This is a genomic window from Agromyces sp. PvR057, assembly GCF_040547485.1.
Lineage (GTDB): Bacteria > Actinomycetota > Actinomycetes > Actinomycetales > Microbacteriaceae > Agromyces.
The window spans coordinates 410,801-430,199 of record NZ_JBEPPT010000003.1; the positions used below are offsets into that span (position 1 = coordinate 410,801).

The window sequence follows — 19,399 nt, forward strand, 5'->3', positions numbered from 1 at the left end:
GCCGGGCTCGATACGCTTCGCTACTCGACCGGCGCGACCGGCGCGACCGGCGCGACCGGCGCGGCCCGGACGCCCGCACCCGCGTGCTCGGCGCACTCGGCCGTGTCGCACGACTCGCACACCACGAGCTGGGTGCGGCACGAGGCATCCGTGCAGTTGACGGTGCGCTTGGTCGCCGTGCCGCACACCGAGCACGTGCCGATGACGGCCGCGTGGTCGCTGAAGTCGATCGAGCCGCGCCCGTCGAACACGTAGAGCGAGCCGTTCCAGAGGCCGTCGTCGCCGTAGCGCTCGCCGTAGCGCACGATGCCGCCCTCGAGTTGGTAGACCTCGCCGAAGCCGCGGCTCGTCATGAGGCTCGAGAGCACCTCGCAGCGGATGCCGCCCGTGCAGTACGTGACGACCGGGCGCCCCTTGAGCTCGTCGTACTCGCCCGAGTCGAGCAGATCGACGAAGTCGCGCGTCGTCTCGACGTCGGGCACGATCGCGCCGGCGAATCGCCCGATGGCGGCCTCGAGGGCGTTGCGTCCGTCGAAGAAGACGACGTCGTCGCCGCGCTCGGCGACGAGCTCGTGCAGCGCATCGGGCGTGAGTCGCGTGCCCCCGCCGACCACGCCCGAGTCGTCGACCTGCAGTTCGCCCGGGGCGCCGAACGAGACGATCTCGTCGCGCACCTTGACGCTGAGCTTCGGGAAGTCGAGGGTCGCGCCCTGCTCGTCGAGCCCGGTGCCCTCGCTCCACTTGAAGTCGATGTGCTTGAAGGCCGGGTATTCGCGGGTCTTGCGCACGTAGCGCTTGAGTGCGCCCATCTCGCCGCCGAGCGTGCCGTTGATGCCGTCCTTCGAGAGCAGGATGCGCCCGCGCAGGCCGAGCGAGTCGGCGAGGTCGCGCTGCCACAGGCGCACGGCATCGGGGTCGGCGAGGGGCGCGAAGGCGTAGTAGAGGAGGATTTTGGCGAGGGCCACCCCGAGATTCTACGAGCGGATGCCGGGAGCAGACCGAGTGCGTTCCCTGCCCGGGTGCCTCACCTTTTCAGGACCACAGCGGCGATACGCGCAATATGCGGTCATGACCGATGTGGTCCTGAAAAGGTCTCGCGCTCGTTCGCCTCAGTGCTTGGTGCCGCTGAACGCCAGCACGCCGCCGAGGCCGATCATCATGACGCCGCCCGTCGCCGACAGGTGCTCGATGCGCTTCGGCGAGCGTGCGAACCAGCCGCGGGCCGCGCTCGCCGCCAGCGCCCACACCGAGTCGCACAGGAGCGCGAGCACGATGAACACCACGCCGAGCTCGAACAGCTGCAGCGGGATCGATCCGGTGCCGAACGACACGAACTGCGGCAGCACGGCCACGAAGAACGCGATCGTCTTGGGGTTCGTGACGCCGACCACGAAGCCCTCGCCCAGCTGGCGCCGGTGCGAGCGCGGGGCGGCCCTGCGATCGACGGATGCCGCGGCATCCGCCCGGTGCCTGATGGCCTGCACGCCGAGGTAGACGAGGTACGCCGCGCCCGCGAACTTGATGATCGTGAACAGCACGACCGACTGCGCGACGATCGAGCCGACGCCGAGCGCCACGGCCGCGACGAGCGGCACCATGCCGAGCGCGTTGCCGACGACGCTGAGCAGGCCGCCGACGCGACCGAGCGCGAGCGAGCGCCCGATGACGAACAGCACGCTCGGGCCGGGGATCACGATCAGCACGACCGATGCCACGACGAACGCCCAGAGGGATTCGAGGGGGACCATCCGGCGATGCTACTCCGCTCGCCGGCTCACCGAGCGTCCGCCTGCGGGCGATACGGTGGCAGGCGTGAGCGAGCACATCTCCGCGAGCGTCGCCGACGGTGTCGGCCACGTCACGCTGAATCGTCCGAAGGCGCTGAACGCGCTGAGCTACGACATGATCGTCGCGCTCACCGAGGTGTTCGACGCCTGGCGAGGCGACAGCGAGGTCGCCGTCGTCGTGCTCGACGGGGCGGGCGACCGCGGCTTCTGCGCGGGCGGCGACATCCGCGAACTGCACGGATATGCCACGGCGGGCCACACCGAGGAGGCCCGCACGTTCTTCCGCACCGAGTACCGCCTGAACGCGGCGATCGCACGCTACCCCAAGCCCGTCGTCGCGATCATGGACGGCATCACCATGGGCGGCGGCGTCGGCCTCGCCGGACACGCCTCGGTGCGCGTCGTGACCGAGCGCTCGCGGATCGCGATGCCCGAGACGCGCATCGGCTTCACGCCCGACGTGGGCGGCACCTGGCTGCTCGCCAAGGCGCCGGGCGAGCTCGGCGCGCACCTCGCGCTCAACTCCCGCACCATGGATGCCGCCGACGCGATCCACGCCGGATTCGCCGACGCCCTCGTGCCCTCCGAGAGCCTCCCGCACCTGCTGCAGGCGCTCGCCGAGCGCGCCGATCCCGGCAGCCCGGCCGAGATCGTCATGCTCTTCGACGAGACACCCGGCCCGTCGGCGCTCGCCGCGACCCGCGCCTGGGTCGACGCGTGCTACTCGGCGCCGACGGTCGCCGAGGTCGTCGAGCGCCTGCGCGCGCGCTCCGAGCCGGATGCGGCGGCCGCCGCAGACGAGCTCGAGACCCTCTCGCCGACGGCCCTCGCCGTGACCCACGATGCCGTGCGGCGCGCGCGCACGCTGCCCCGCCTCGAGGACGCGCTCGAGCAGGAGTACCAGCTCGTGTCGTGGTTCATCGAGCAGCCCGACCTGCACGAGGGCATCCGGGCCCAGGTCATCGACAAGGACCGCTCGCCGAGGTGGGATCCGGCCGCGCTCGCCGACGTCGAACCCGGAATCCTCGACCGAGTCCTCGCGTCGCAGGTATACGGGCGGGTGTGGCCGGGATAGCGTTGCAGGGTGAAGACCCACCACCTGCGCACACACCGGAGTGACGAGAACCTCGCACGTGAGGGCCAGCTCGCATGGCAGCTCGCGGGGCTCGCCATCGATCCCGTCGAGCTCGACGACGACGTGGTCGACATGGTCGTCAACCGCGTCATCGACAATGCAGCGGTCGCCGCGGCATCCCTCGCCAGGCGCCCGGTCGTCTCGGCACGCAGCCAGGCGCTCGCGCACCCCGTCTCGATCGGCGGCGACGGCGCGACCGTCTTCGGTGCGGATGCCGCGCGCCGCACGAGCCCGGAGTGGGCGGCGTGGGCCAACGGGGTCGCCGTCCGCGAACTCGACTTCCACGACACGTTCCTCGCGGCGGAGTACTCGCACCCCGGCGACAACATCCCCCCGATCGTCGCCGTCGCGCAGCACCTCGCCGCGGGCCGCGGCCTCACCGGGCGCGACGTCGTGCGCGGCATCGCGACGGGCTACGAGATCCAGATCGACCTCGTGAAGGCGATCTCCTTGCACGAGCACAAGATCGACCACGTCGCGCACCTCGGCCCGTCGGCCGCCGCCGGCATCGGCACCCTGCTCGGCCTCGACCAGGAGACGATCTTCCAGGCCATCGGCCAGGCCCTGCACACGACGACCGCCACGCGGCAGTCCCGCAAGGGCGAGATCTCGACGTGGAAGGCGCACGCCCCCGCGTTCGCGGGCAAGATGGCCGTCGAGGCGGTCGACCGCGCGATGCGCGGCGAGACCAGCCCCGTGCCGATCTACGAGGGCGAGGACGGCGTGATCGCCTGGCTCCTCGGCGGGCCGGAGGCCACCTACGAGGTGCCGCTGCCCGAGGTCGGCGAGGCCAAGCGCGCGATCCTCGACTCGTACACGAAGGAGCACTCGGCCGAGTACCAGGCCCAGGCGTGGATCGACCTGGCGCGCAAGCTCCACGAGGAGTACCCGCTGATCCTCGACGACCCCGAGCGCATCGAGTCGATCACGCTGCACACCTCGCACCACACGCACTACGTCATCGGCTCGGGTGCCAACGACCCGCAGAAGTACGACCCCGACGCCTCGCGCGAGACGCTCGACCACTCGATCCCGTACATCTTCACGGTCGCCCTGCAGGACGGCGCGTTCAACCACGAGACGTCGTACGACCCCGAGCGCGCGCACCGCGCCGACACGGTCGGGCTCTGGAAGAAGGTCTCCACGGTCGAGGACGCCGAGTGGACCCGCAGGTACCACTCGAACGACATCGCCGAGAAGGCGTTCGGCGGCCGGGTCGTCATCCGGCTCGCCGACGGCGGCGAGATCGTCGACGAGATCGCCGTGGCCGACGCGCACCCGCTCGGCGCGCGTCCGTTCGCCCGCGAGCAGTACGTGCAGAAGTTCCGCACGCTCGCGGAGTGGGTGCTCGAGGAGGCTGAGATCGAGCGGTTCCTCGACCTCGCGCAGCGCCTGCCCGAGCTCGGACCCGACGAGCTCGGCGGCCTCACCCTCACGGCGGCGCCCGGTGCGCTCGTCAGCGTCGAGATCCCGACCGGCCTCTTCTAGGCAGCGGATCCGGACATCGGGATCCGGCGACGGATCTCGCCAGCGGATTCACGGCATCGACCGCTCCCACGGCCCTTAGGCTGGGGGAGCGGTCGCATCGCGGCGCCGCCCCGTCAGCACTCACGAGGAGCACGATGAGCGACCAGCAGCAGGCGCCCGAGATCTACAAGGGACTCGCCGGAGTCCCCGTCGACTACACGGCGGTCTCGAAGGTCAACCCCGAGACGAACTCCCTGCTGTACCGCGGCTACCCGGTGCAGGAGCTCGCGGCATCCGCGACCTTCGAGGAGGTCGCCTACCTGCTCTGGAACGGCGAGCTGCCCGACGAGCGCCAGCTCGCCGAGTTCGAGCAGCTCGAGCGCTCGCTGCGCGGCCTCGACCACGAGATCAAGCGCGTCATCGACGAGCTCCCGCTCACCGCGCACCCGATGGACGTCGTGCGCACGGCCGTGAGCGTCATCGGCGCCATCGACCCGCAGACGCCCGACGACTCGCGCGAGGCCAACCTCGAGAAGTCGATCCGCCTGTTCGCGAAGCTGCCGTCGATCGTCTCCTACGACCAGCGGCGCCGCCACGACCTCGACTTCGTCGAGCCCCGCGAAGACCTCGGCTACTCGGCGAACTTCCTCTGGCAGACGTTCGGCGAGCTGCCCGAGCTTCCCGTCGTGAGCGCGTTCGACGTTTCGATGATCCTCTACGCCGAGCACTCGTTCAACGCCTCGACCTTCACGGCGCGCGTCATCGCGTCGACGCTGGCCGACCTCTACTCCGCCGTCACGGGCGCGATCGGCGCCCTCAAGGGCCCGCTGCACGGGGGCGCGAACGAAGCCGTCATGCACGCGTTCGAGGAGATCGGCCCGGGCGAGGGAGCCGCCGACCGCGCCGCGGCCTGGCTCGACGAGGCCCTGGCCGAGAAGCGCAAGATCATGGGCTTCGGCCATCGCGTCTACAAGAACGGCGACTCGCGCGTGCCGACCATGCGCGACGCCCTCGAGCGCATGGTCGAGTACTACGACCGTCCCGACCTGCTCGAGCTCTACACGGCGCTCGAGAGCGGCATGGGCGAGCGCAAGAACATCAAGCCGAACCTCGACTACCCGGCCGGCCCGACGTACCACCTCATGGGGTTCGACACCGAGACGTTCACGCCGCTGTTCGTGGCGAGCCGAGTCACCGGCTGGACGGCGCACATCATGGAGCAGCTCGCGTCGAACGCGCTCATCCGCCCGCTGTCGGTCTACAACGGCCCCGACGAACGGCACGTGCCAGAGGGGCGCTGACCTCTCGCTTCCGCACAAGGCGGGCCTGCGGCATCCGCCCGCGCACTGTCGCGACTCGCCAATGATGGGCGACCTCCGACGAAGCAGTCGTAAAGTCGTCGACTATGCACATGTTCTTCCGCACGCTGCTGCACGTGGTGTTCCTCTCGCGTCGAAAGCCCGACCTCGGCCCCGACGACGTGGCACGCACGAACTTCATCACGCTGCCGACCGATCTCGACATCAACCGGCACATGAACAACGGCGTGTACTTCTCGATCATGGATGTCGCGCGCTTCGACATGCTCGTGCGCAACGGCGTCTGGGGCATCATGCGCGAGAAGAACTGGTACCCGGTCGTCGCGAGCGAGACGATCACGTTCCGCAAGTCGCTGCGGCTCTGGCAGCGGTTCACGATCGAGTCGCGCATCACGGGCTACGACGACAAGGCCGTCTACCTCGAGCAGCGGTACGTGCGCCCGTCCGCCGACGGCACCCCCGAGATCTACGCGCAGGGGTTCATCCGGGCCAGGTTCCTTCGCAAGGCGGGCGGGGTCGTGCCGGTGGCCGAGCTCATCGAGGTGTTCGGCGCCCCCGCGACCGCTGGGCTCCCCGATTGGATCGAGCGCTGGGGCGCGGATGTCGCGCTGCCGGCCACGCGCGCCGAGGCGCCGTCGATCTGGCCGACCGAGGTCGAGCAGCGCGCCTGAGGCGGGTGACGAACCCGGCCTAGAGCCGCGCCTGCTTCGGGATCACGATCTCGCGGATGATGAGCAGGATGCCGGCCGAGATCGGGATCGCGACGAGCGCCCCGAGCAGGCCGAGCAGCGTGCCGCCGGCGAGTGCCGAGATGAGCACGATGGTGCCCGGCACCTGCACGGCCTTGCCCATGACCTTCGGCGTGAGCACGTAGGCCTCGACCTGCATGTAGACGAGCATGAAGATCAGCACGATGAGGCCGGCCGTCGGCGAGACGAGCAGCGCGATGATCGTCATGAGGATCGTGGTGAGCACGGTACCGATGAGCGGGATGAGCGTGACGAAGAACGCGACGACGCCGATGATGAGCGCGTAGGGAACGCCCACGATGACCAGCAGGATCGTCGAGTAGGTCGCGTTCATGAAGGCGAGGATGACCATGCCGCTGAGGTACTTGCCGACTGAGAGCATGATGCGCTCGGCGAGGTCGGAGATCTGCGCCCGGTTCGACTTGCGGATCAGGGTGTAGCAGGCCTGCTTGGTGCTGTCGAGCGTGGCGATGAAGTAGATCGACAGCACGAACACGAAGAAGCCGGTCGAGATCGCGCTGATCACCGAGGCGCCGAATGCGAGCGCGCCGCCGCCGACCGTGGCCCAGAGGTTCGGGTCGGTCAGGGCGTCCTGGACGGCCTTCACGACAGTCGCCAGGACGCCGTTGGTCGCCTCGTTGGCCTGGTCGTACCAACCGGAGTCCTGGGCGTTCTTGACCATCGCGGGGATGTTCTTCACCAGGCTGGCCGCCTGCTCGACCACCGGGGGGACCAGGATCCAGACGATCGCGACGGCGACGCCGACGAAGAGCAGGATCACGACGATGATCGCCATGCTGCGCTTGAGGCCCCGCCGTTGGAACCAGCGGATGAGCGGGTCGAGGCCGAGCGCGACGAACGCGGCGATGAACACCGAGAGCAGCACGCTCTGCAGGTTCGCCACGGCGATGCCGAGGAGGATCGCGAGCATCACGCCGAGGGAGACGATGAACCCCCATCGCAGCGGATGGTTCGCGAAGAAGGTTCCGTTGCTCTGTGCGGGCTCGCGTCGCCGCATGCGCTCTGCCTGATTCACGGCGTCAGTCTAGGGGCGCGGATGCTCCGCCGAGCCGCGTGCCGCGCCGAACCCGCCATCGGGTCGGCCGTGCGCTCGTCCCCTATCGAGTGGGCGTCGCGGGCGAGTCGAGGTCGGCGTCGTGGGCCGGGTCGTACCCGGCTTCGGGCCCGTGTCCGGGTTCGCCGCGATCGTCCGCATCGACGACGAGGACGGCATCGGCCTCGACCACGTCGATCGACTCGGTCGGCGTCCGCGGCCGCACGGGCACCGGCAGATCCCGGTAGTAGCGGGTGAACGCCGGGAAGTACGACTCCCATGCGGGCATCGGCGAGCCGCTGCGGGCGGCGATGAGCCGGTCGAGGTAGTAGTCCCAGCCGCAGCCCCAGCTCGCGACATCCGTGCCGGGGTAGAGCCGCTGGCCGAAGGTCAGTGCGGTCATGCCGCCCCGCTCGGTGAGGTTCGCGAACACGCGCATGTGCTCGGGCGAGGAGCCGTCGGCGACGAAGTGGTGGGGCGCGTCGCAGAACAGGATGCTGACCGCCTGCCATCCCTCGTCTTCGGCGACGTCGCCCTCGGCGTTCATGCGGAATCGGACGGCGCCGGTCGAGGGACTGCCCGTGTACGTGCCGATCCACGCCTTCATCGCGTTGCGGTTGGTGAGGCTGTACCAGACGTCCTCGATCGGGGCATGGAACAGCCGATCGAACTCGATGTAGAGCCCATCGCCCCTCAGCTGATAGTGGCCAGTCGGTTTCACGGTCATCATCGCCCCCGATCATCGGTGTTTTCAGGCTAAACCCGTGAGGCCCCTACGACTAGAGTTGGCCGCATGAGTTCGAAGACGCAGCAGCACGAAGAGGCGATCAACGTCACCGATGGCAAGTCCGGACTGTGGGGCTTCCTCGTCGGCCTCATCGTCGCGGCGTTCATCGCGATCCCGCTCTCGGCGGCGTTCTCGTTCGCGACGCACCCCAACACCCAGCAGCTCTTCTCGGGTCGACTCGACGAGGCGAGCCAGGGCGGTTACGCCGCGTTCTGGTGGCTCGCCACGATCTTCCTGGCGGCGCTGCCGTTCCTCGTCGGCTACGCCGTCGCGAACCTGTCGCGCAAGTCGCTCGCGATCGTCGGCGCGATCATCGTGCTCTTCATCATCGCGGCGCTCGTGCTCGGCCAGCTCTTCCTCGTCGTCTGACCTCCGACCCGATTCGTTCCGAGGGCCGATCCGTCACATGGGTCGGCCTTCGTCATGTGCCCGACGCGGCGGATGTCGCGTGGCGCCGTCAGTCGCGCGCGGCGTCGAACGCGTCGCGTGAATCCGTGATGCTCGCGTGGTTGGCCGACGCCCACTCGACGAGTCCGAGCACCGGCAGCGCGAGCGAGCGGCCCAGGTCGGTCGCCGTGTACTCGACCCGCGGCGGGATCTCGGGGTAGCTCCTGCGCGACACGAGCCCGTCGCGCTCGAGGTTGCGCAGGGTCTGGGTGAGCATGCGGTGCGAGATGCCGTCGATGCTGCGCTGCAGCTCGGTGAATCGCCGGGGCCCGTCGTGCAGCATCCGGATGACGAGCAGGCTCCACTTGTCGCCGACGCGCGACAGCACGTCGCGGATGATGCGCGCCTCGCTGCTCTCGGCACCGCACGGGTCGACGGGCGTCGTCGTGCAGGCGTCGACGTCGAGGGCGAGGCGGGGGGCTGCGGCATCCGTGATCGTCATGGGGGCCTTTCGGGTCTGGCGGATCGGGGTCACGCACCTCGAGGTGCGTGACGCACGATGAAGTGCGGGGCGGTGGCGGGCTAGAGTCACCGATCGTGCGTCACGCACTGATCGTAACCGACACTTCTGTGTGAACCGACCTTGGAGAACCCCCATGATCATCGTCCTCTGGATCGCCACCGGGCTGCTCGCCCTCGTCTTCCTCGCCGCCGGCGTCACGAAGAGCCTCACGCCCCGCGAGAAGCTCGTCGAGAAGATGGGCTACATGGAGGACCTCTCCGACGGCCAGGCCCGCGCCGTCGGCATCCTCGAGTTCCTCGGCGCGCTCGGCCTGATCCTCCCGGCCGCGACCGGCGTGCTGCCCTGGCTCACCCCGGTCGCCGCGTTCGCCCTCGCCCTCACGATGGCGGTCGGCACGGCGCTGCACGTCAAGCGCCACGAGCCCGCCGTTCCGAGCATCGTGCTCGGCGTGTTCTCACTCGTCGTGGGCCTCGGCTGGGTCTTCCTCGGCTGATTCGCAGCGCTCGGGTCCGATCAGGCGCCGGATGCCTCGAGCACGGCCATGGCGGCGTTGTGGCCGCCGATGCCGCTCACCGCGCCGCCGCGCACCGCTCCAGACCCGCAGAGCAGGACCCGCGGATGCCGCGTCGCGACGCCCCATCGTTCGGCGGGCGTCGTGAGGGCCGCGCCGGGTTCGGCCCACGGCCACGACAGCGGTCCGTGGAAGATGTTGCCGCCGGGCATCGCGAGCGCGTGCTCGAGGTCGAGCGTCGTCCTCACCTCGATGCAGGGCCGGCCGGCGGCATCCGTCGCGATGACGTCTTCGATGGGTTCGGCGAGCACCGAGTCCAGCGACGCGAGCACCTCGGCCCTGAGCCGCTCGCGCAGGGCGTCGTTGCCGAGTCGCTCGACGAGCCGATGCGGCACGTGCAGCCCGAAGACCGTGAGCGTGTGCCATCCGGCCTCGACGAGCTCGGGTGCGAGGATCGACGGATCGCTCAGCGTGTGGCAGTAGATCTCGCACGGCAGCGGTGACGGCACCTCGCCGCGTGCGGCCGTGCGGTAGGCCTTCGCGAGCTGCGACTCGAGCTCGTTGATGTGGAAGGTTCCCGCGAACGCCGCCTCTGGCGCGACCGACGTGTCGCGCAGGCGCGGCAGGCGCGTGAGCAGCAGGTTGACCTTCACCTGCGCGCCCTCTGGCATGTCGAGCTGGCGCAGGCGCTCGCGCACGACGGCCGGGAGGCCGAACGGCACGTCGCGCGAGAACGGCGGCTGGCTGCGCGGCGCGACGGCGTCGGGGTCGGATGCCGCGTGGGCGGCGGTGTCGACGGGCTTCGCCGCTCGGGCGGCCGCGTCGGCGCCCGTATCGAGCAGGCGGTCGAGCACGGCGGGGGCGACGTTGGCGAGCACGGTCGTCGCGACGACCTCGCGAGGCGCCGCGTCATCCGCCGCGCCGGCGCGGTCGTCGGCGCGCCGGTAGCGCACGCGCCCGTCGGGGTCGACGGAGACCACCTCGGCACCCGTCACCAGTTCGGCGCCGGCGTCGCGGGCCGCGCGCGCGAGCTCGCCAGTGACGGCGCCCATGCCGCCGACGGGCACGTCCCAGTCGCCGGTCCCGCCGCCGATCACGTGGTACAGGAAGCACCGGTTCGCGTCGAGCGACGGGTCGTCGAGCTCGGTGAACGTGCCGATGAGGCCGTCGGTGGCGACGACGCCGCGCACGAGGTCGCTCGTGAAGCGGGCGTCGACGACCTCGCCGAGCGGCCGCTCGACGAACGCCGACCAGGCCTCGTCGTCGGCGACGAGCGCGCGGGCCTCGTCGCGGGTCGGCAGCGGCTCGGTGAGCGTGGGGAAGAGGCGCTCTGCCAGCCGGGCGGTGTCGGCGGAGAACGCGCTCCAGGCCGCGGCATCCGCTTCGGCGTCGACCCGTGCGAAGGCGGCGACGGACGCCTCGGGGGAGGCGTCGGCGTCGACGAGCAGGCCTCGCGACGGGTCGCGGGGGTCGGGCGTGTACGACGAGAAGCGTCGACGCACGAGCCGGATCTCGAGCCCGAGGTCGTCGATGATGCGCTGCGGCACCAGGCTCACGAGGTAGGAGTAACGCGAAAGGCGGGCGTCGACGCCGTCGAACGCCTGCGCCGAGACGGCCGCGCCGCCGAGGTGGTCGTCGCGTTCGAGGAGCAGCACGCGGCGTCCGGCTCGGGCGAGGTAGGCGGCGGCGGTGAGGCCGTTGTGTCCGCCGCCGATGATCACGACGTCGTGGTCTGCAGCTTCGTCGTCTGGCTGGGGGAAGGACATGCCACGAGCGTAGGCGACGTGGCGCTTGCGCCCCGAACGCGGTACGTGCACCCCGAAATGGGGGCAAAAGAAATTACTGACAAGTCAGTAAGTCTTCCCATATGCTGACGTCGCGACCGCGCCGAGGAAGGCGTCGGCCGTGCACCACCTCGCACTGACCCGGTACAACGGCGGCGCGATCTGCCGCCGGCCGACGTTCAAAGGAGAACCTTGTGATGCACCGCAACAGGGCGGACCATCCGCCCACCCGCCCCGGCCGGCTCATCGGCGCCGGCGCGACGATCGCCGCGCTGGCCATCGCCGGCAGTGCGCTCGGCGCGATGCCCGCCTATGCCGCCGAACCCGACTTCGGACCCAACGTCACGGTCTTCGACGAGACCTGGACCGCCGACCAGATCAGCGCGGCCCTCATGGCCGCGTCGACCGAGGCGGAGTTCAGCCTCGACCGGCACCAGTTCTTCTTCAAGCCGGGCACCTACGGGTCCGCGGCTGGGCAGGACAACCCGACCACGGCGACCGGCATCGTCAACTCCGAGCTCGGCTACTACCAGGCGGTCGCCGGCCTCGGCGCGTCGCCGGAGGACGTGCGCATCAACGGCGCGATCCACGTCGAGCCCGTGCGCCAGTGCGAGGCGAACCCGTGGGACTGCCAGCAGCCCGGCTCGCTCACGCGGTTCTGGCGGTCGATGTCGAACCTCACGTTCAACCCCATCCAGCGCCCGGTGGGCGTGGATGCGAACCGCTCATTCCCGAGCGGCATCACGGCGCCCCACCAGCTGCGCTTCGCCGTCTCGCAGGCCGCGCCGCTGCGCCGCATCAACATCGAGGGCGACCTCACGCTCATGGGCCGCGTCGGCGAGTACGCCTCAGGCGGCTACCTCGCGAACTCGAAGGTCTCCGGTGAGATCCTCAGCGGCTCGCAGCAGCAGTGGTTCACCCGCGACTCGACCGTCGGCACCTGGAACGGCGGCGTCTGGAACATGGTGTTCTCGGGCGTCGACGGCGCCCCGGCGACCGACTTCGGGCCCCTGCCCGGCGGCGGCAACGGCAACAAGACGAACGTCGGCGACACGCCGATCAACCGCGAGGCGCCGTTCCTCTACCTCGACGGCGACGACTACAAGGTGTTCGTGCCGAAGGCCAAGCAGGACACGAGCGGCCACGACTGGTCGACGGATGCCTCGGCCGGCGAGTCGATCTCGATCGACGACTTCTTCATCGCCCACGAGGGCGCCACGGCCGCGCAGCTGAACGCCGCGCTCGCCGCGGGCAAGCACCTCCTCATCACCCCCGGCGTCTATTACCTGGACGCACCGCTCGAGGTCGACCGCGCCGGCACCGTCGTGCTCGGACTCGGCTACGCCTCGCTCGTGCCGACCGCGGGCAACGCGGCGATCGAGGTCGGCGACGTCGCCGGCGTGAAGATCGCCGGCCTCACGATCGACGCGGGCGAGGTGCTCTCCGACGTGCTGCTGCAGGTCGGTCCCGACGGCGCGAGCGCGTCCGACCCCGCCGACCCGACCACGCTCAGCGACGTGTTCATCCGCGTCGGCGGGCCGTGGGCCGGCAAGGCGACGACGAGCATCGAGGTCAACAGCCCCGACAGCCTGCTCGACCACATCTGGGCCTGGCGCGCAGACCACGGCGAGGGCGTCGGATGGACGTCGAACGTCGGTGACCACGGCGTCGTCGTGAACGGCGACGACGTCACCGCGCTCGGTCTCTTCGTCGAGCACTACCAGAAGAACCAGGTCATCTGGAACGGCGAGCGCGGCCGCACGGTCTTCTTCCAGAGCGAGATCCCGTACGACCCGCCCACCCAGGGCGCGTACATGGACGGCACCCGACTCGGCTACGCGGCGTACCGGGTCGGCGACCACGTGCGGCACCACCTCGCACAGGGTCTCGGCGTGTACTCGTTCTTCGACACCCAGTACAACCAGAGCCAGGACATCTTCGTCGAGAGCGGAACCCAGGTGCCGCAGCGACCGGGTGTGCGCGTCGAGTCGGCGGTCTCCGTCAAGCTCAACGGCACGGGCGGCATCAAGCACATCGTCAACGACCAGGGCGATGCCGCCCAGGGCGCGGGCGGCGGCGTCTCGAAGTTCCTCGCCGTCTACGAGAGCGCGACCGACCCGAACGCGCAGAACCTGCAGGTGACGATCCCGGTCGGCGCACCCGGCGAGTTCGTGTGGAGCATCGACGGGACGAACGACATCGTCGACCTCGGCACGGCCGTCGAGAACGGCGACCACTTCGCGGCCGCCGGTTCGATCAACCCCGTGCGGGTCACCGACACGCGTCGGGGCGCGACGCCCTGGTCGGTCTCGGCGCAGGTCGGCGACTTCGACTCGCCTGCCGGCTCCTTCTCGGGCAAGTACCTCGGCTGGGCTCCGAAGGTCGTCGAAGCCGGCGGCGGCGCCGTCGCCGGTGAAGCCGTGCAGTCGGGCTTCGTGAGCGGCGACGGCCTCTCCGACTCGTCGACCCTCGGCAGTGCGCCGTCGGGCCACGAGCGCGGCTCCGCCAAGCTCGGCGCCGACCTCGATCTGCGGATCCCGGTCTCGGCGACCGACGGCACCTACCGGGCCACCCTCACGATCACCGGACTCGGGTGATCGGGCTCGGCTGATCGGGTCCGGGTCGGCTCCTGCCGGCCCGGACCGCCAGGCCGGGGTGAGCGCGTGTGCGGCACCCGCCCCGGCCACCCTCCGTTCCACCCTCGACCACGAGGAGCACCACATGCGCACTGCGCCCGCCACCGACATCCGCCCCCCTCGAGCTCGAGGCGCCGCCCGCACCGCGGTGCTCGGGGGCGTGCTCGCCGCAGCGCTCGCCGCGGCCCTCGCGGCGGTGCTCGTCGTCGCCGCGCCGGCCGCGCCGGCCTCCGCCGAGGAGGTCGACGGCCCGGAGGTCACGTGGGGCGTGCGCACCGCCGACACCACGTGGGGCGAAGGCCGGGAGAACTACGCCTACGCCGTCGACGCGGGCGAGACCATCGACGACGCCATCATCATCGCGAACCACGACGTCGTGCCGGTCGAACTCGACGTCTACGCCGCCGACGCCTTCACCACCTCCGACGGGCAGCTCGACGTCGCGACCCGCGACGTGCGCCCCCGGGAACTCGGCGCCTGGGCCGCGCCGGCCGCCGACCGGGTGACCGTGCAGCCGGGCGAGGCGATCGAGGTGCCCTTCACGATCACCGTGCCGGCCAACGCGACGCCGGGCGACCACGCCGGCGGCATCCTGACGTCGCTCGCCTCGCCCGAGGTCGACAGCGGCCTGACCGTCGACCGTCGCCTCGGCATCCGCATGCACCTGCGCGTCGGCGGTGCACTCGCGCCCGCGCTCGCGATCGACGACCTGCGCGTCGACTACGCCGGCACGCCCAACCCCTTCGGCACCGGCGCCGCGACCGTCTCGTACACGGTGCGCAACGCCGGCAACACGCGGCTCTCGGCGGCGCAGCAGGTCGCGCTGACCGGGCCGTTCGGCATGCTGCCGGTGGCCGCGACGGGCGTCGCCGACGTTCCCGAGCTGCTGCCCGGCGAGACCTGGCCGGTCGAGGTCGAGGTCGAGGGCATCGTGCCGGCCTTCGTGCTCACGGCCGCCGTGACGCTCGACCCCGCGTCACCGGCCGACACGAAGCCAGAGCCGAGACCCGTCGAGGAGGCCGTCTCGACCGCGGCCGTGCCCTGGACCCTGCTCGCCCTCGTGCTGCTGCTCGCCGCGGCGATCTTCGCCTGGGTGCGGCTCGGGCGCCGGCGCCGGGCGCAGCGGAAGGCCCGCGAGGACGCGCGCGTGCAGGAAGCGGTCGACCGGGCGCTGCGCGAGCGCGAGGCGCCGGCGGTCGCTCCTGCTGCCGGGGGCGGCACCGCGCCCGTGGCCGGCCCCGCGACCGCGGCAGAGCCAGAGCCGGAGTCCGAACCGGCGCGGTCGTAACGTCACCCGGCCGGGCGCACGCCGACGAGGGGCGAGCGGATGTCGCATCCGCTCGCCCCTCGCCCATGCCCGGGAGCCCGGGCCGGGGTCGCGGCCGCCGGTCAGCGCGCCTTGCGCATCGAGCGCACCCCGACGAACACGCCGATGGTGCACGTGGCGATCGCCGCGATGACGCCGCCGAGCACGCTCGGGTCCGCGAAGTCGCCGGCGAGCAGGGCGCGCTCGGCATCGACGAGGTAGCTCAGCGGGTTGACGGCGGCGGCGACCTGCATCCAGGCCGGGCCGTCCTCGAGGGGCAGCAGCATGCCCGAGAGGATCATCAGCGGGAACAGCAGCGTCTGGTGCACCATCCAGAACATCCAGTCGCGGTTGCGGCAGGCGAGGGCGAGCGCGTAGCTGAGGGCGCCGAAGCCGATGCCGAAGACCGCGAGCACGGCGAGGCCGGCGACGAGCCCCGGCACGTTCAGGCTGAAGCCGAACGGCACCGCGACGAGCACCACGATCGTGCCCTGGATGACGAGCGGCACGACCTCCTTCAGTGCGCGGCCGACGAGCAGTGCGCTCCGCGAGAGCGGTGCGACGAGCGTGCGCTCGTGCGATCCGGTCTGCATCTCGAACAGCAGGTTCGCGCCCGTGCTCGCGGTGCCGAACAGGGCGACCATGACGAGGATGCCGGGCACGAACCACTGCAGCGTGCCCGCGACGTCGCCGCCGGAGGCGCCGACCAGCAGCGGACCGAACAGTCCGAGGAAGACGAGCGGCTGCACGAGCGAGAAGACGACGCTGAACGGGTCGCGCACGAGCGGGCGGGTCTCGCGCACGTACACCGCGGCGGTGTCGCGCACGAAGCCGGTGGGGCGGGCGGTGGTGGATGTCGTGGTCATGATCAAAGTCCTTCGCTTCGTGAGAACAGGGCGTTCTCGGGCGGGCGTTGCGTGTGGTTCCTGAGTCGGTGCCGGATGCCGCGTGGGCACCTGTCTTCGTGGTGCAGGCGGTGGCGGCGGTCAGGCCGCGACGGCCTCGGCGGCGGCGGGGTCGGCCGGTGCAGCGTGCGCGGCCTCCTCGCGGAGGCTCCGGCCGGTGAGGGCGAGGAACACGTCGTCGAGCGTCGGCTGCCGGTGGGTCGCCGCGACGACGTCGAGGCCGGCGTCGCCGAGCTCGCGGATCCACGTGGGCAGCGCGCGGTCGCCGCCCTGCGCGGTGACGGCGACCACGCGGGGGTCGCCCGCCTCGACGGCGCCGCCGATGCGCGCGGCGGCGGCCGCGGCATCCGTCGTCGAATCGAACGACAGCGTCACCCGGTCGCCCGCGAGCGAGGACTTGAGCGCGTCGGCCGTGTCGTCGGCGATGACCGTGCCGTGGTCCATGACCATGACGCGCTCGGCGAGCTGGTCGGCCTCGTCGAGGTAGTGCGTGGTGAGGAAGATCGTCGTGCCGGTCGCGCGGCGGAGGTCGACGATGTGCTCCCACAGGTTGGCCCTGCTGTGCGGGTCGAGGCCGGTCGAGGGCTCGTCGAGGAACAGCAGCTCTGGCCGGTGGATGAGCCCCAGCGCGATGTCGAGCCGGCGCTTCTGGCCGCCCGAGAGCGCCTGCACGGTTCGCGTCGCGACCTGCTCGAGCTCGAGCGACTCGATGAGTTCGGCCGCCCTCGCCCTGGTCTGGCGGCGGCCCATGCCGTAGAACGCGCCCTGCGCGAGCAGCTCGTCGCGCACGCGCTGCGTGTGGCCGCCCGAATCGCCCTGGCCGACGTAGCCGATGCGACGGCGCACGCCCGCGGCATCCGAGCGGATGTCGCAGCCGGCGACGGTCGCCTCGCCCGCGGTCGGCGGCAGCAGGGTCGTGAGCATGCGGAGCGTCGTCGACTTGCCGGCGCCGTTCGGGCCGAGGAACGCGACGAGCTCTCCCTCGCCGACGGCGAGGTCGAGGGGGCGGACGGCCTCGACGGTCTGCCCCTTGGAGCGGAACGTCTTCGTCAGGCCTCGTGCGGTGATCATCTGGTTCGTCATACCTGCAGTCTTCTCGGCTATGCGGACAGGTTCTGTCCGGTTTCGCGAGAGAATTCAGGTATGGCCGCAACCACCTCGAGGACCCTCGAACTGCTCTCGCTGCTGCAGAGCCACCGGCACTGGACCGCCCGCGAACTCGTCGACCGCCTCGACGTCAGCGACCGCACCCTGCGGCGCGACGTCGAGCGGCTGCGCGAGCTCGGCTACGGCATCGAGTCGCTGCGGGGAAGTGCAGGCGGCTACCGCCTCGAAGCCGGAACCGGGCTGCCGCCGCTGCTGCTCACCGACGACGAGGGCGTCGCTATCGCCGTGGGCCTGCGTTCGCAGGCGACCGCCGGACTGCGCGGTGCCGAGCACACCACGCTCAGCGCGCTCGCGAAGATCGAGCAGGTGCTGCCCGCGGCCCTGCGCCGCCGCATCGAGGCCCTGCAGTCGCACGCCGCGGTCGGCACGGGCGGGGTCGGGTCGGCACGATCGGCCAGGCCGTCGCCGGAGGTCGACTCCGGGCTGCTCGGGTTGCTCGCGCTCGCCTGCCGCGACGCCGAGCGGCTCCGGTTCCGGTACACGGATGCCGCGGGCGAGGCGTCCGCCCGAGTGGTCGAGCCGTACCGGCTCGTGCCCGTCGCCCGCCGCTGGTACCTCCTCGCGTTCGACCGCGACCGCGACGACTGGCGCACCTTCCGCCTCGACCGCATGAGCGAGCCGTTCCAGACGCGCGTGAACTTCGAGCCGCGACCCATGACCGACGACGAGGCTCGCGAGCGCGTCGAACGCGCGCTGCGCTGGCGCGACCGAGGCGTCTCGGCGAGCGTGGTGGCCGCGATCCCGAAGGAGGCGCTCGTCGCCCACCTCGGCTGGTACGGACGGGACGTCGTGGCGATCGACGCCGAGCACTGCGCCTGGCCGCTCGAGGCCGACACGGTCGAGAACCTCGTCATGGCCCTCATGTGGATGCCGCGCGGCGTCGAGTACCGAGTCGAGGGCCCGCCAGAGGTGCAGGCGTTCCTCGCCGAGCAGGCGTCGCGCTTCGCGGCCGCCGCTCGCGCCGTCGGTGCATGACCGGCCTGCGGGGGCCGGCCCAGTGGCAGGTATCGCGGATGTCGGTGGGCGGGGGTTTCATGGGCGCATGGACATCGCCTTCGTCGCGGGCTTCGGCCCCATCGGCACGGCCGACTCGGCATCGCTCGACTTCTGGCGCGGATCCCTCGGCATCCCCTTCCACGAGAACGCGCCAGGGTACTTCCACACCGAAGACCTCCGGGGCGTCAAGGCGTTCGCGATCTGGCCCCTGAGCCAGGCCGCCGAGGCGACGTTCGGGTCGCCCGAGTGGCCGGCGTCCCTGCCGACGCCGCAGGCCTGGGTCGAGTTCGACGTCGCGTCGCCAGCGGCCGTCGCCGAGGCGGTCGACGAACTGCACGCCGCGGGCCACGAGATCCTCGTCGGCGCGCACGACGAGCCGTGGGGGCAGACGACCTCTCGCCTGATGAGCCCGGAGGGCCTGCTCGTGGGCGTCAGCTACACCCCCTGGATGCACGAGCAGCAGGGCTGAGCGCGTCGCGCGACGACGGCTCAGTCGTCGCTGCGCTCGAGGGTGCCGATCTCCGAGCCGTCCTGGTCGATCACGGTCATCGTGTCGTCGGCGATGGTCGCCTGGCTGAGGCCGGCGAGCCAGGTGTCGACGTCGGCGCACGCCATGCGCGTCGAGGCGACGTCGTGGAACTCCACGTGGTCGGACTCGTCGACCGTCCACGTGCCGGTCAGCTGGTTGCAGCCGTCGGTTCCGGTGAGCCCGCCGTCGTCGTCGAGTTCGAGCGACGGCGCGCCGGTGTCGGTCGTGTCGCCCCACGTTCCGGTGGGATCGACCGATCCGCCCCGGTCGTCGCCCTCCTCGCCGGCGCATCCGGATAGCAGGAGCAGGCCCATGACGGCACCCGCGGCGATCGTGACTCCCCGAAGTCGACCCATG

19 protein-coding genes are annotated in these 19,399 nt (G+C 71.2%); 10 read left to right on the forward strand and 9 right to left on the reverse strand.

Features of this window, described 5'->3' with window-relative positions; all coding sequences use genetic code 11:
* Window positions 1-20: 20 nt before the first annotated feature.
* Window positions 21-965: an oxygen-dependent tRNA uridine(34) hydroxylase TrhO gene (gene trhO / locus ABIC29_RS14505; protein WP_116080297.1), complete on the reverse strand. Its 945-nt coding sequence runs from the start codon at window positions 963-965 to the stop codon at window positions 21-23.
* Window positions 966-1,109: 144 nt separating this feature from the next.
* Entirely contained in the window at window positions 1,110-1,748 is a 639-nt protein-coding gene (locus tag ABIC29_RS14510; protein WP_354246442.1) for a LysE family translocator, read from the reverse strand.
* Window positions 1,749-1,812: 64 nt separating this feature from the next.
* Here ABIC29_RS14510 and ABIC29_RS14515 point away from each other — a divergent pair, with 64 nt between their 5' ends.
* From ABIC29_RS14515 to ABIC29_RS14530, 4 genes are all read left to right on the forward strand, one after another.
* Window positions 1,813-2,862 (forward strand): enoyl-CoA hydratase/isomerase family protein, encoded by a 1,050-nt coding sequence (locus ABIC29_RS14515; RefSeq protein WP_116080299.1) that lies wholly within the window; start codon window positions 1,813-1,815, stop codon window positions 2,860-2,862.
* A gap of 9 nt (window positions 2,863-2,871) precedes the next feature.
* On the forward strand, window positions 2,872-4,410 hold the full coding sequence (locus tag ABIC29_RS14520) for an MmgE/PrpD family protein (RefSeq protein WP_116080300.1): 1,539 nt from the start codon (window positions 2,872-2,874) through the stop codon (window positions 4,408-4,410).
* 134 nt (window positions 4,411-4,544) lie between these two features.
* Entirely contained in the window at window positions 4,545-5,690 is a 1,146-nt protein-coding gene (locus ABIC29_RS14525) for a bifunctional 2-methylcitrate synthase/citrate synthase (RefSeq protein ID WP_116080301.1), read from the forward strand.
* A gap of 104 nt (window positions 5,691-5,794) precedes the next feature.
* Window positions 5,795-6,379, forward strand: coding sequence for an acyl-CoA thioesterase (locus ABIC29_RS14530; RefSeq protein WP_116080302.1), 585 nt, complete (start codon window positions 5,795-5,797; stop codon window positions 6,377-6,379).
* A gap of 19 nt (window positions 6,380-6,398) precedes the next feature.
* Here ABIC29_RS14530 and ABIC29_RS14535 read toward each other — a convergent pair whose 3' ends face one another.
* A complete protein-coding gene (locus ABIC29_RS14535) occupies window positions 6,399-7,493 on the reverse strand; it encodes an AI-2E family transporter (RefSeq protein WP_147309095.1) in 1,095 nt (364 codons plus the stop codon).
* A gap of 82 nt (window positions 7,494-7,575) precedes the next feature.
* Window positions 7,576-8,238, reverse strand: a complete 663-nt coding sequence (locus ABIC29_RS14540; protein WP_354246448.1) for an SRPBCC domain-containing protein — start codon at window positions 8,236-8,238, stop codon at window positions 7,576-7,578.
* Window positions 8,239-8,304: 66 nt separating this feature from the next.
* Here ABIC29_RS14540 and ABIC29_RS14545 point away from each other — a divergent pair, with 66 nt between their 5' ends.
* The gene (locus ABIC29_RS14545; protein ID WP_116080305.1) at window positions 8,305-8,667 is read left to right on the forward strand and encodes a hypothetical protein; all 363 of its coding nucleotides are present in this window, start codon (window positions 8,305-8,307) and stop codon (window positions 8,665-8,667) included.
* Between the two features lie 88 nt (window positions 8,668-8,755).
* Here ABIC29_RS14545 and ABIC29_RS14550 read toward each other — a convergent pair whose 3' ends face one another.
* Window positions 8,756-9,220, reverse strand: coding sequence for a winged helix-turn-helix transcriptional regulator (locus tag ABIC29_RS14550; protein WP_354246451.1), 465 nt, complete (start codon window positions 9,218-9,220; stop codon window positions 8,756-8,758).
* 121 nt (window positions 9,221-9,341) lie between these two features.
* Here ABIC29_RS14550 and ABIC29_RS14555 point away from each other — a divergent pair, with 121 nt between their 5' ends.
* The gene (locus tag ABIC29_RS14555) at window positions 9,342-9,701 is read left to right on the forward strand and encodes a DoxX family protein (RefSeq protein ID WP_116080307.1); all 360 of its coding nucleotides are present in this window, start codon (window positions 9,342-9,344) and stop codon (window positions 9,699-9,701) included.
* A 20-nt stretch (window positions 9,702-9,721) separates the two neighbouring features.
* Here ABIC29_RS14555 and ABIC29_RS14560 read toward each other — a convergent pair whose 3' ends face one another.
* Complete coding sequence (locus ABIC29_RS14560) at window positions 9,722-11,485, reverse strand: phytoene desaturase family protein (RefSeq protein ID WP_354246454.1); 1,764 nt, start codon at window positions 11,483-11,485, stop codon at window positions 9,722-9,724.
* A 215-nt stretch (window positions 11,486-11,700) separates the two neighbouring features.
* On the opposite strand from ABIC29_RS14560, the gene ABIC29_RS14565 reads away from it, so the two are divergent.
* Both ABIC29_RS14565 and ABIC29_RS14570 read left to right on the forward strand, forming a co-directional pair.
* Window positions 11,701-14,100: a pectate lyase-like domain-containing protein gene (locus ABIC29_RS14565; RefSeq protein WP_354246457.1), complete on the forward strand. Its 2,400-nt coding sequence runs from the start codon at window positions 11,701-11,703 to the stop codon at window positions 14,098-14,100.
* A 124-nt stretch (window positions 14,101-14,224) separates the two neighbouring features.
* Complete coding sequence (locus ABIC29_RS14570; RefSeq protein WP_354246460.1) at window positions 14,225-15,427, forward strand: WxL protein peptidoglycan domain-containing protein; 1,203 nt, start codon at window positions 14,225-14,227, stop codon at window positions 15,425-15,427.
* Between the two features lie 101 nt (window positions 15,428-15,528).
* On the opposite strand, the gene ABIC29_RS14575 is transcribed toward ABIC29_RS14570, so the two are convergent.
* Together ABIC29_RS14575 and ABIC29_RS14580 are read right to left on the reverse strand one after the other, a co-directional pair.
* On the reverse strand, window positions 15,529-16,311 hold the full coding sequence (locus tag ABIC29_RS14575) for an ABC transporter permease (RefSeq protein ID WP_354246463.1): 783 nt from the start codon (window positions 16,309-16,311) through the stop codon (window positions 15,529-15,531).
* A 120-nt stretch (window positions 16,312-16,431) separates the two neighbouring features.
* A complete protein-coding gene (locus tag ABIC29_RS14580) occupies window positions 16,432-17,433 on the reverse strand; it encodes an ABC transporter ATP-binding protein (protein ID WP_354246465.1) in 1,002 nt (333 codons plus the stop codon).
* A 60-nt stretch (window positions 17,434-17,493) separates the two neighbouring features.
* Here ABIC29_RS14580 and ABIC29_RS14585 point away from each other — a divergent pair, with 60 nt between their 5' ends.
* Window positions 17,494-18,492, forward strand: a complete 999-nt coding sequence (locus ABIC29_RS14585; RefSeq protein WP_354246468.1) for a helix-turn-helix transcriptional regulator — start codon at window positions 17,494-17,496, stop codon at window positions 18,490-18,492.
* A 67-nt stretch (window positions 18,493-18,559) separates the two neighbouring features.
* On the forward strand, window positions 18,560-18,982 hold the full coding sequence (locus ABIC29_RS14590; protein ID WP_354246471.1) for a VOC family protein: 423 nt from the start codon (window positions 18,560-18,562) through the stop codon (window positions 18,980-18,982).
* A 20-nt stretch (window positions 18,983-19,002) separates the two neighbouring features.
* Here the strand turns inward: ABIC29_RS14590 and ABIC29_RS14595 are convergent, their stop codons facing one another.
* Window positions 19,003-19,398, reverse strand: coding sequence for an META domain-containing protein (locus ABIC29_RS14595; RefSeq protein ID WP_116080313.1), 396 nt, complete (start codon window positions 19,396-19,398; stop codon window positions 19,003-19,005).
* Window position 19,399: the final 1 nt, after the last annotated feature.

Excerpts from the sequence above, each read along its gene's own strand:
- ABIC29_RS14510 (WP_354246442.1), bottom strand. The coding sequence starts at position 1,748 with ATGGTCCCCCTCGAATCCCTCTGGGCGTTCGTCGTGGCATCGGTCGTG.
- ABIC29_RS14525 (WP_116080301.1), top strand. The coding sequence starts at position 4,545 with ATGAGCGACCAGCAGCAGGCGCCCGAGATCTACAAGGGACTCGCCGGA.
- ABIC29_RS14530 (WP_116080302.1), top strand. The coding sequence starts at position 5,795 with ATGCACATGTTCTTCCGCACGCTGCTGCACGTGGTGTTCCTCTCGCGT.
- ABIC29_RS14540 (WP_354246448.1), bottom strand. The coding sequence starts at position 8,238 with ATGACCGTGAAACCGACTGGCCACTATCAGCTGAGGGGCGATGGGCTC.
- ABIC29_RS14545 (WP_116080305.1), top strand. The coding sequence starts at position 8,305 with ATGAGTTCGAAGACGCAGCAGCACGAAGAGGCGATCAACGTCACCGAT.
- ABIC29_RS14555 (WP_116080307.1), top strand. The coding sequence starts at position 9,342 with ATGATCATCGTCCTCTGGATCGCCACCGGGCTGCTCGCCCTCGTCTTC.
- ABIC29_RS14560 (WP_354246454.1), bottom strand. The coding sequence starts at position 11,485 with ATGTCCTTCCCCCAGCCAGACGACGAAGCTGCAGACCACGACGTCGTG.
- ABIC29_RS14565 (WP_354246457.1), top strand. The coding sequence starts at position 11,701 with ATGCACCGCAACAGGGCGGACCATCCGCCCACCCGCCCCGGCCGGCTC.
- ABIC29_RS14570 (WP_354246460.1), top strand. The coding sequence starts at position 14,225 with ATGCGCACTGCGCCCGCCACCGACATCCGCCCCCCTCGAGCTCGAGGC.
- ABIC29_RS14575 (WP_354246463.1), bottom strand. The coding sequence starts at position 16,311 with ATGACCACGACATCCACCACCGCCCGCCCCACCGGCTTCGTGCGCGAC.
- ABIC29_RS14580 (WP_354246465.1), bottom strand. The coding sequence starts at position 17,433 with ATGACGAACCAGATGATCACCGCACGAGGCCTGACGAAGACGTTCCGC.
- ABIC29_RS14585 (WP_354246468.1), top strand. The coding sequence starts at position 17,494 with ATGGCCGCAACCACCTCGAGGACCCTCGAACTGCTCTCGCTGCTGCAG.
- ABIC29_RS14590 (WP_354246471.1), top strand. The coding sequence starts at position 18,560 with ATGGACATCGCCTTCGTCGCGGGCTTCGGCCCCATCGGCACGGCCGAC.
- ABIC29_RS14595 (WP_116080313.1), bottom strand. The coding sequence starts at position 19,398 with ATGGGTCGACTTCGGGGAGTCACGATCGCCGCGGGTGCCGTCATGGGC.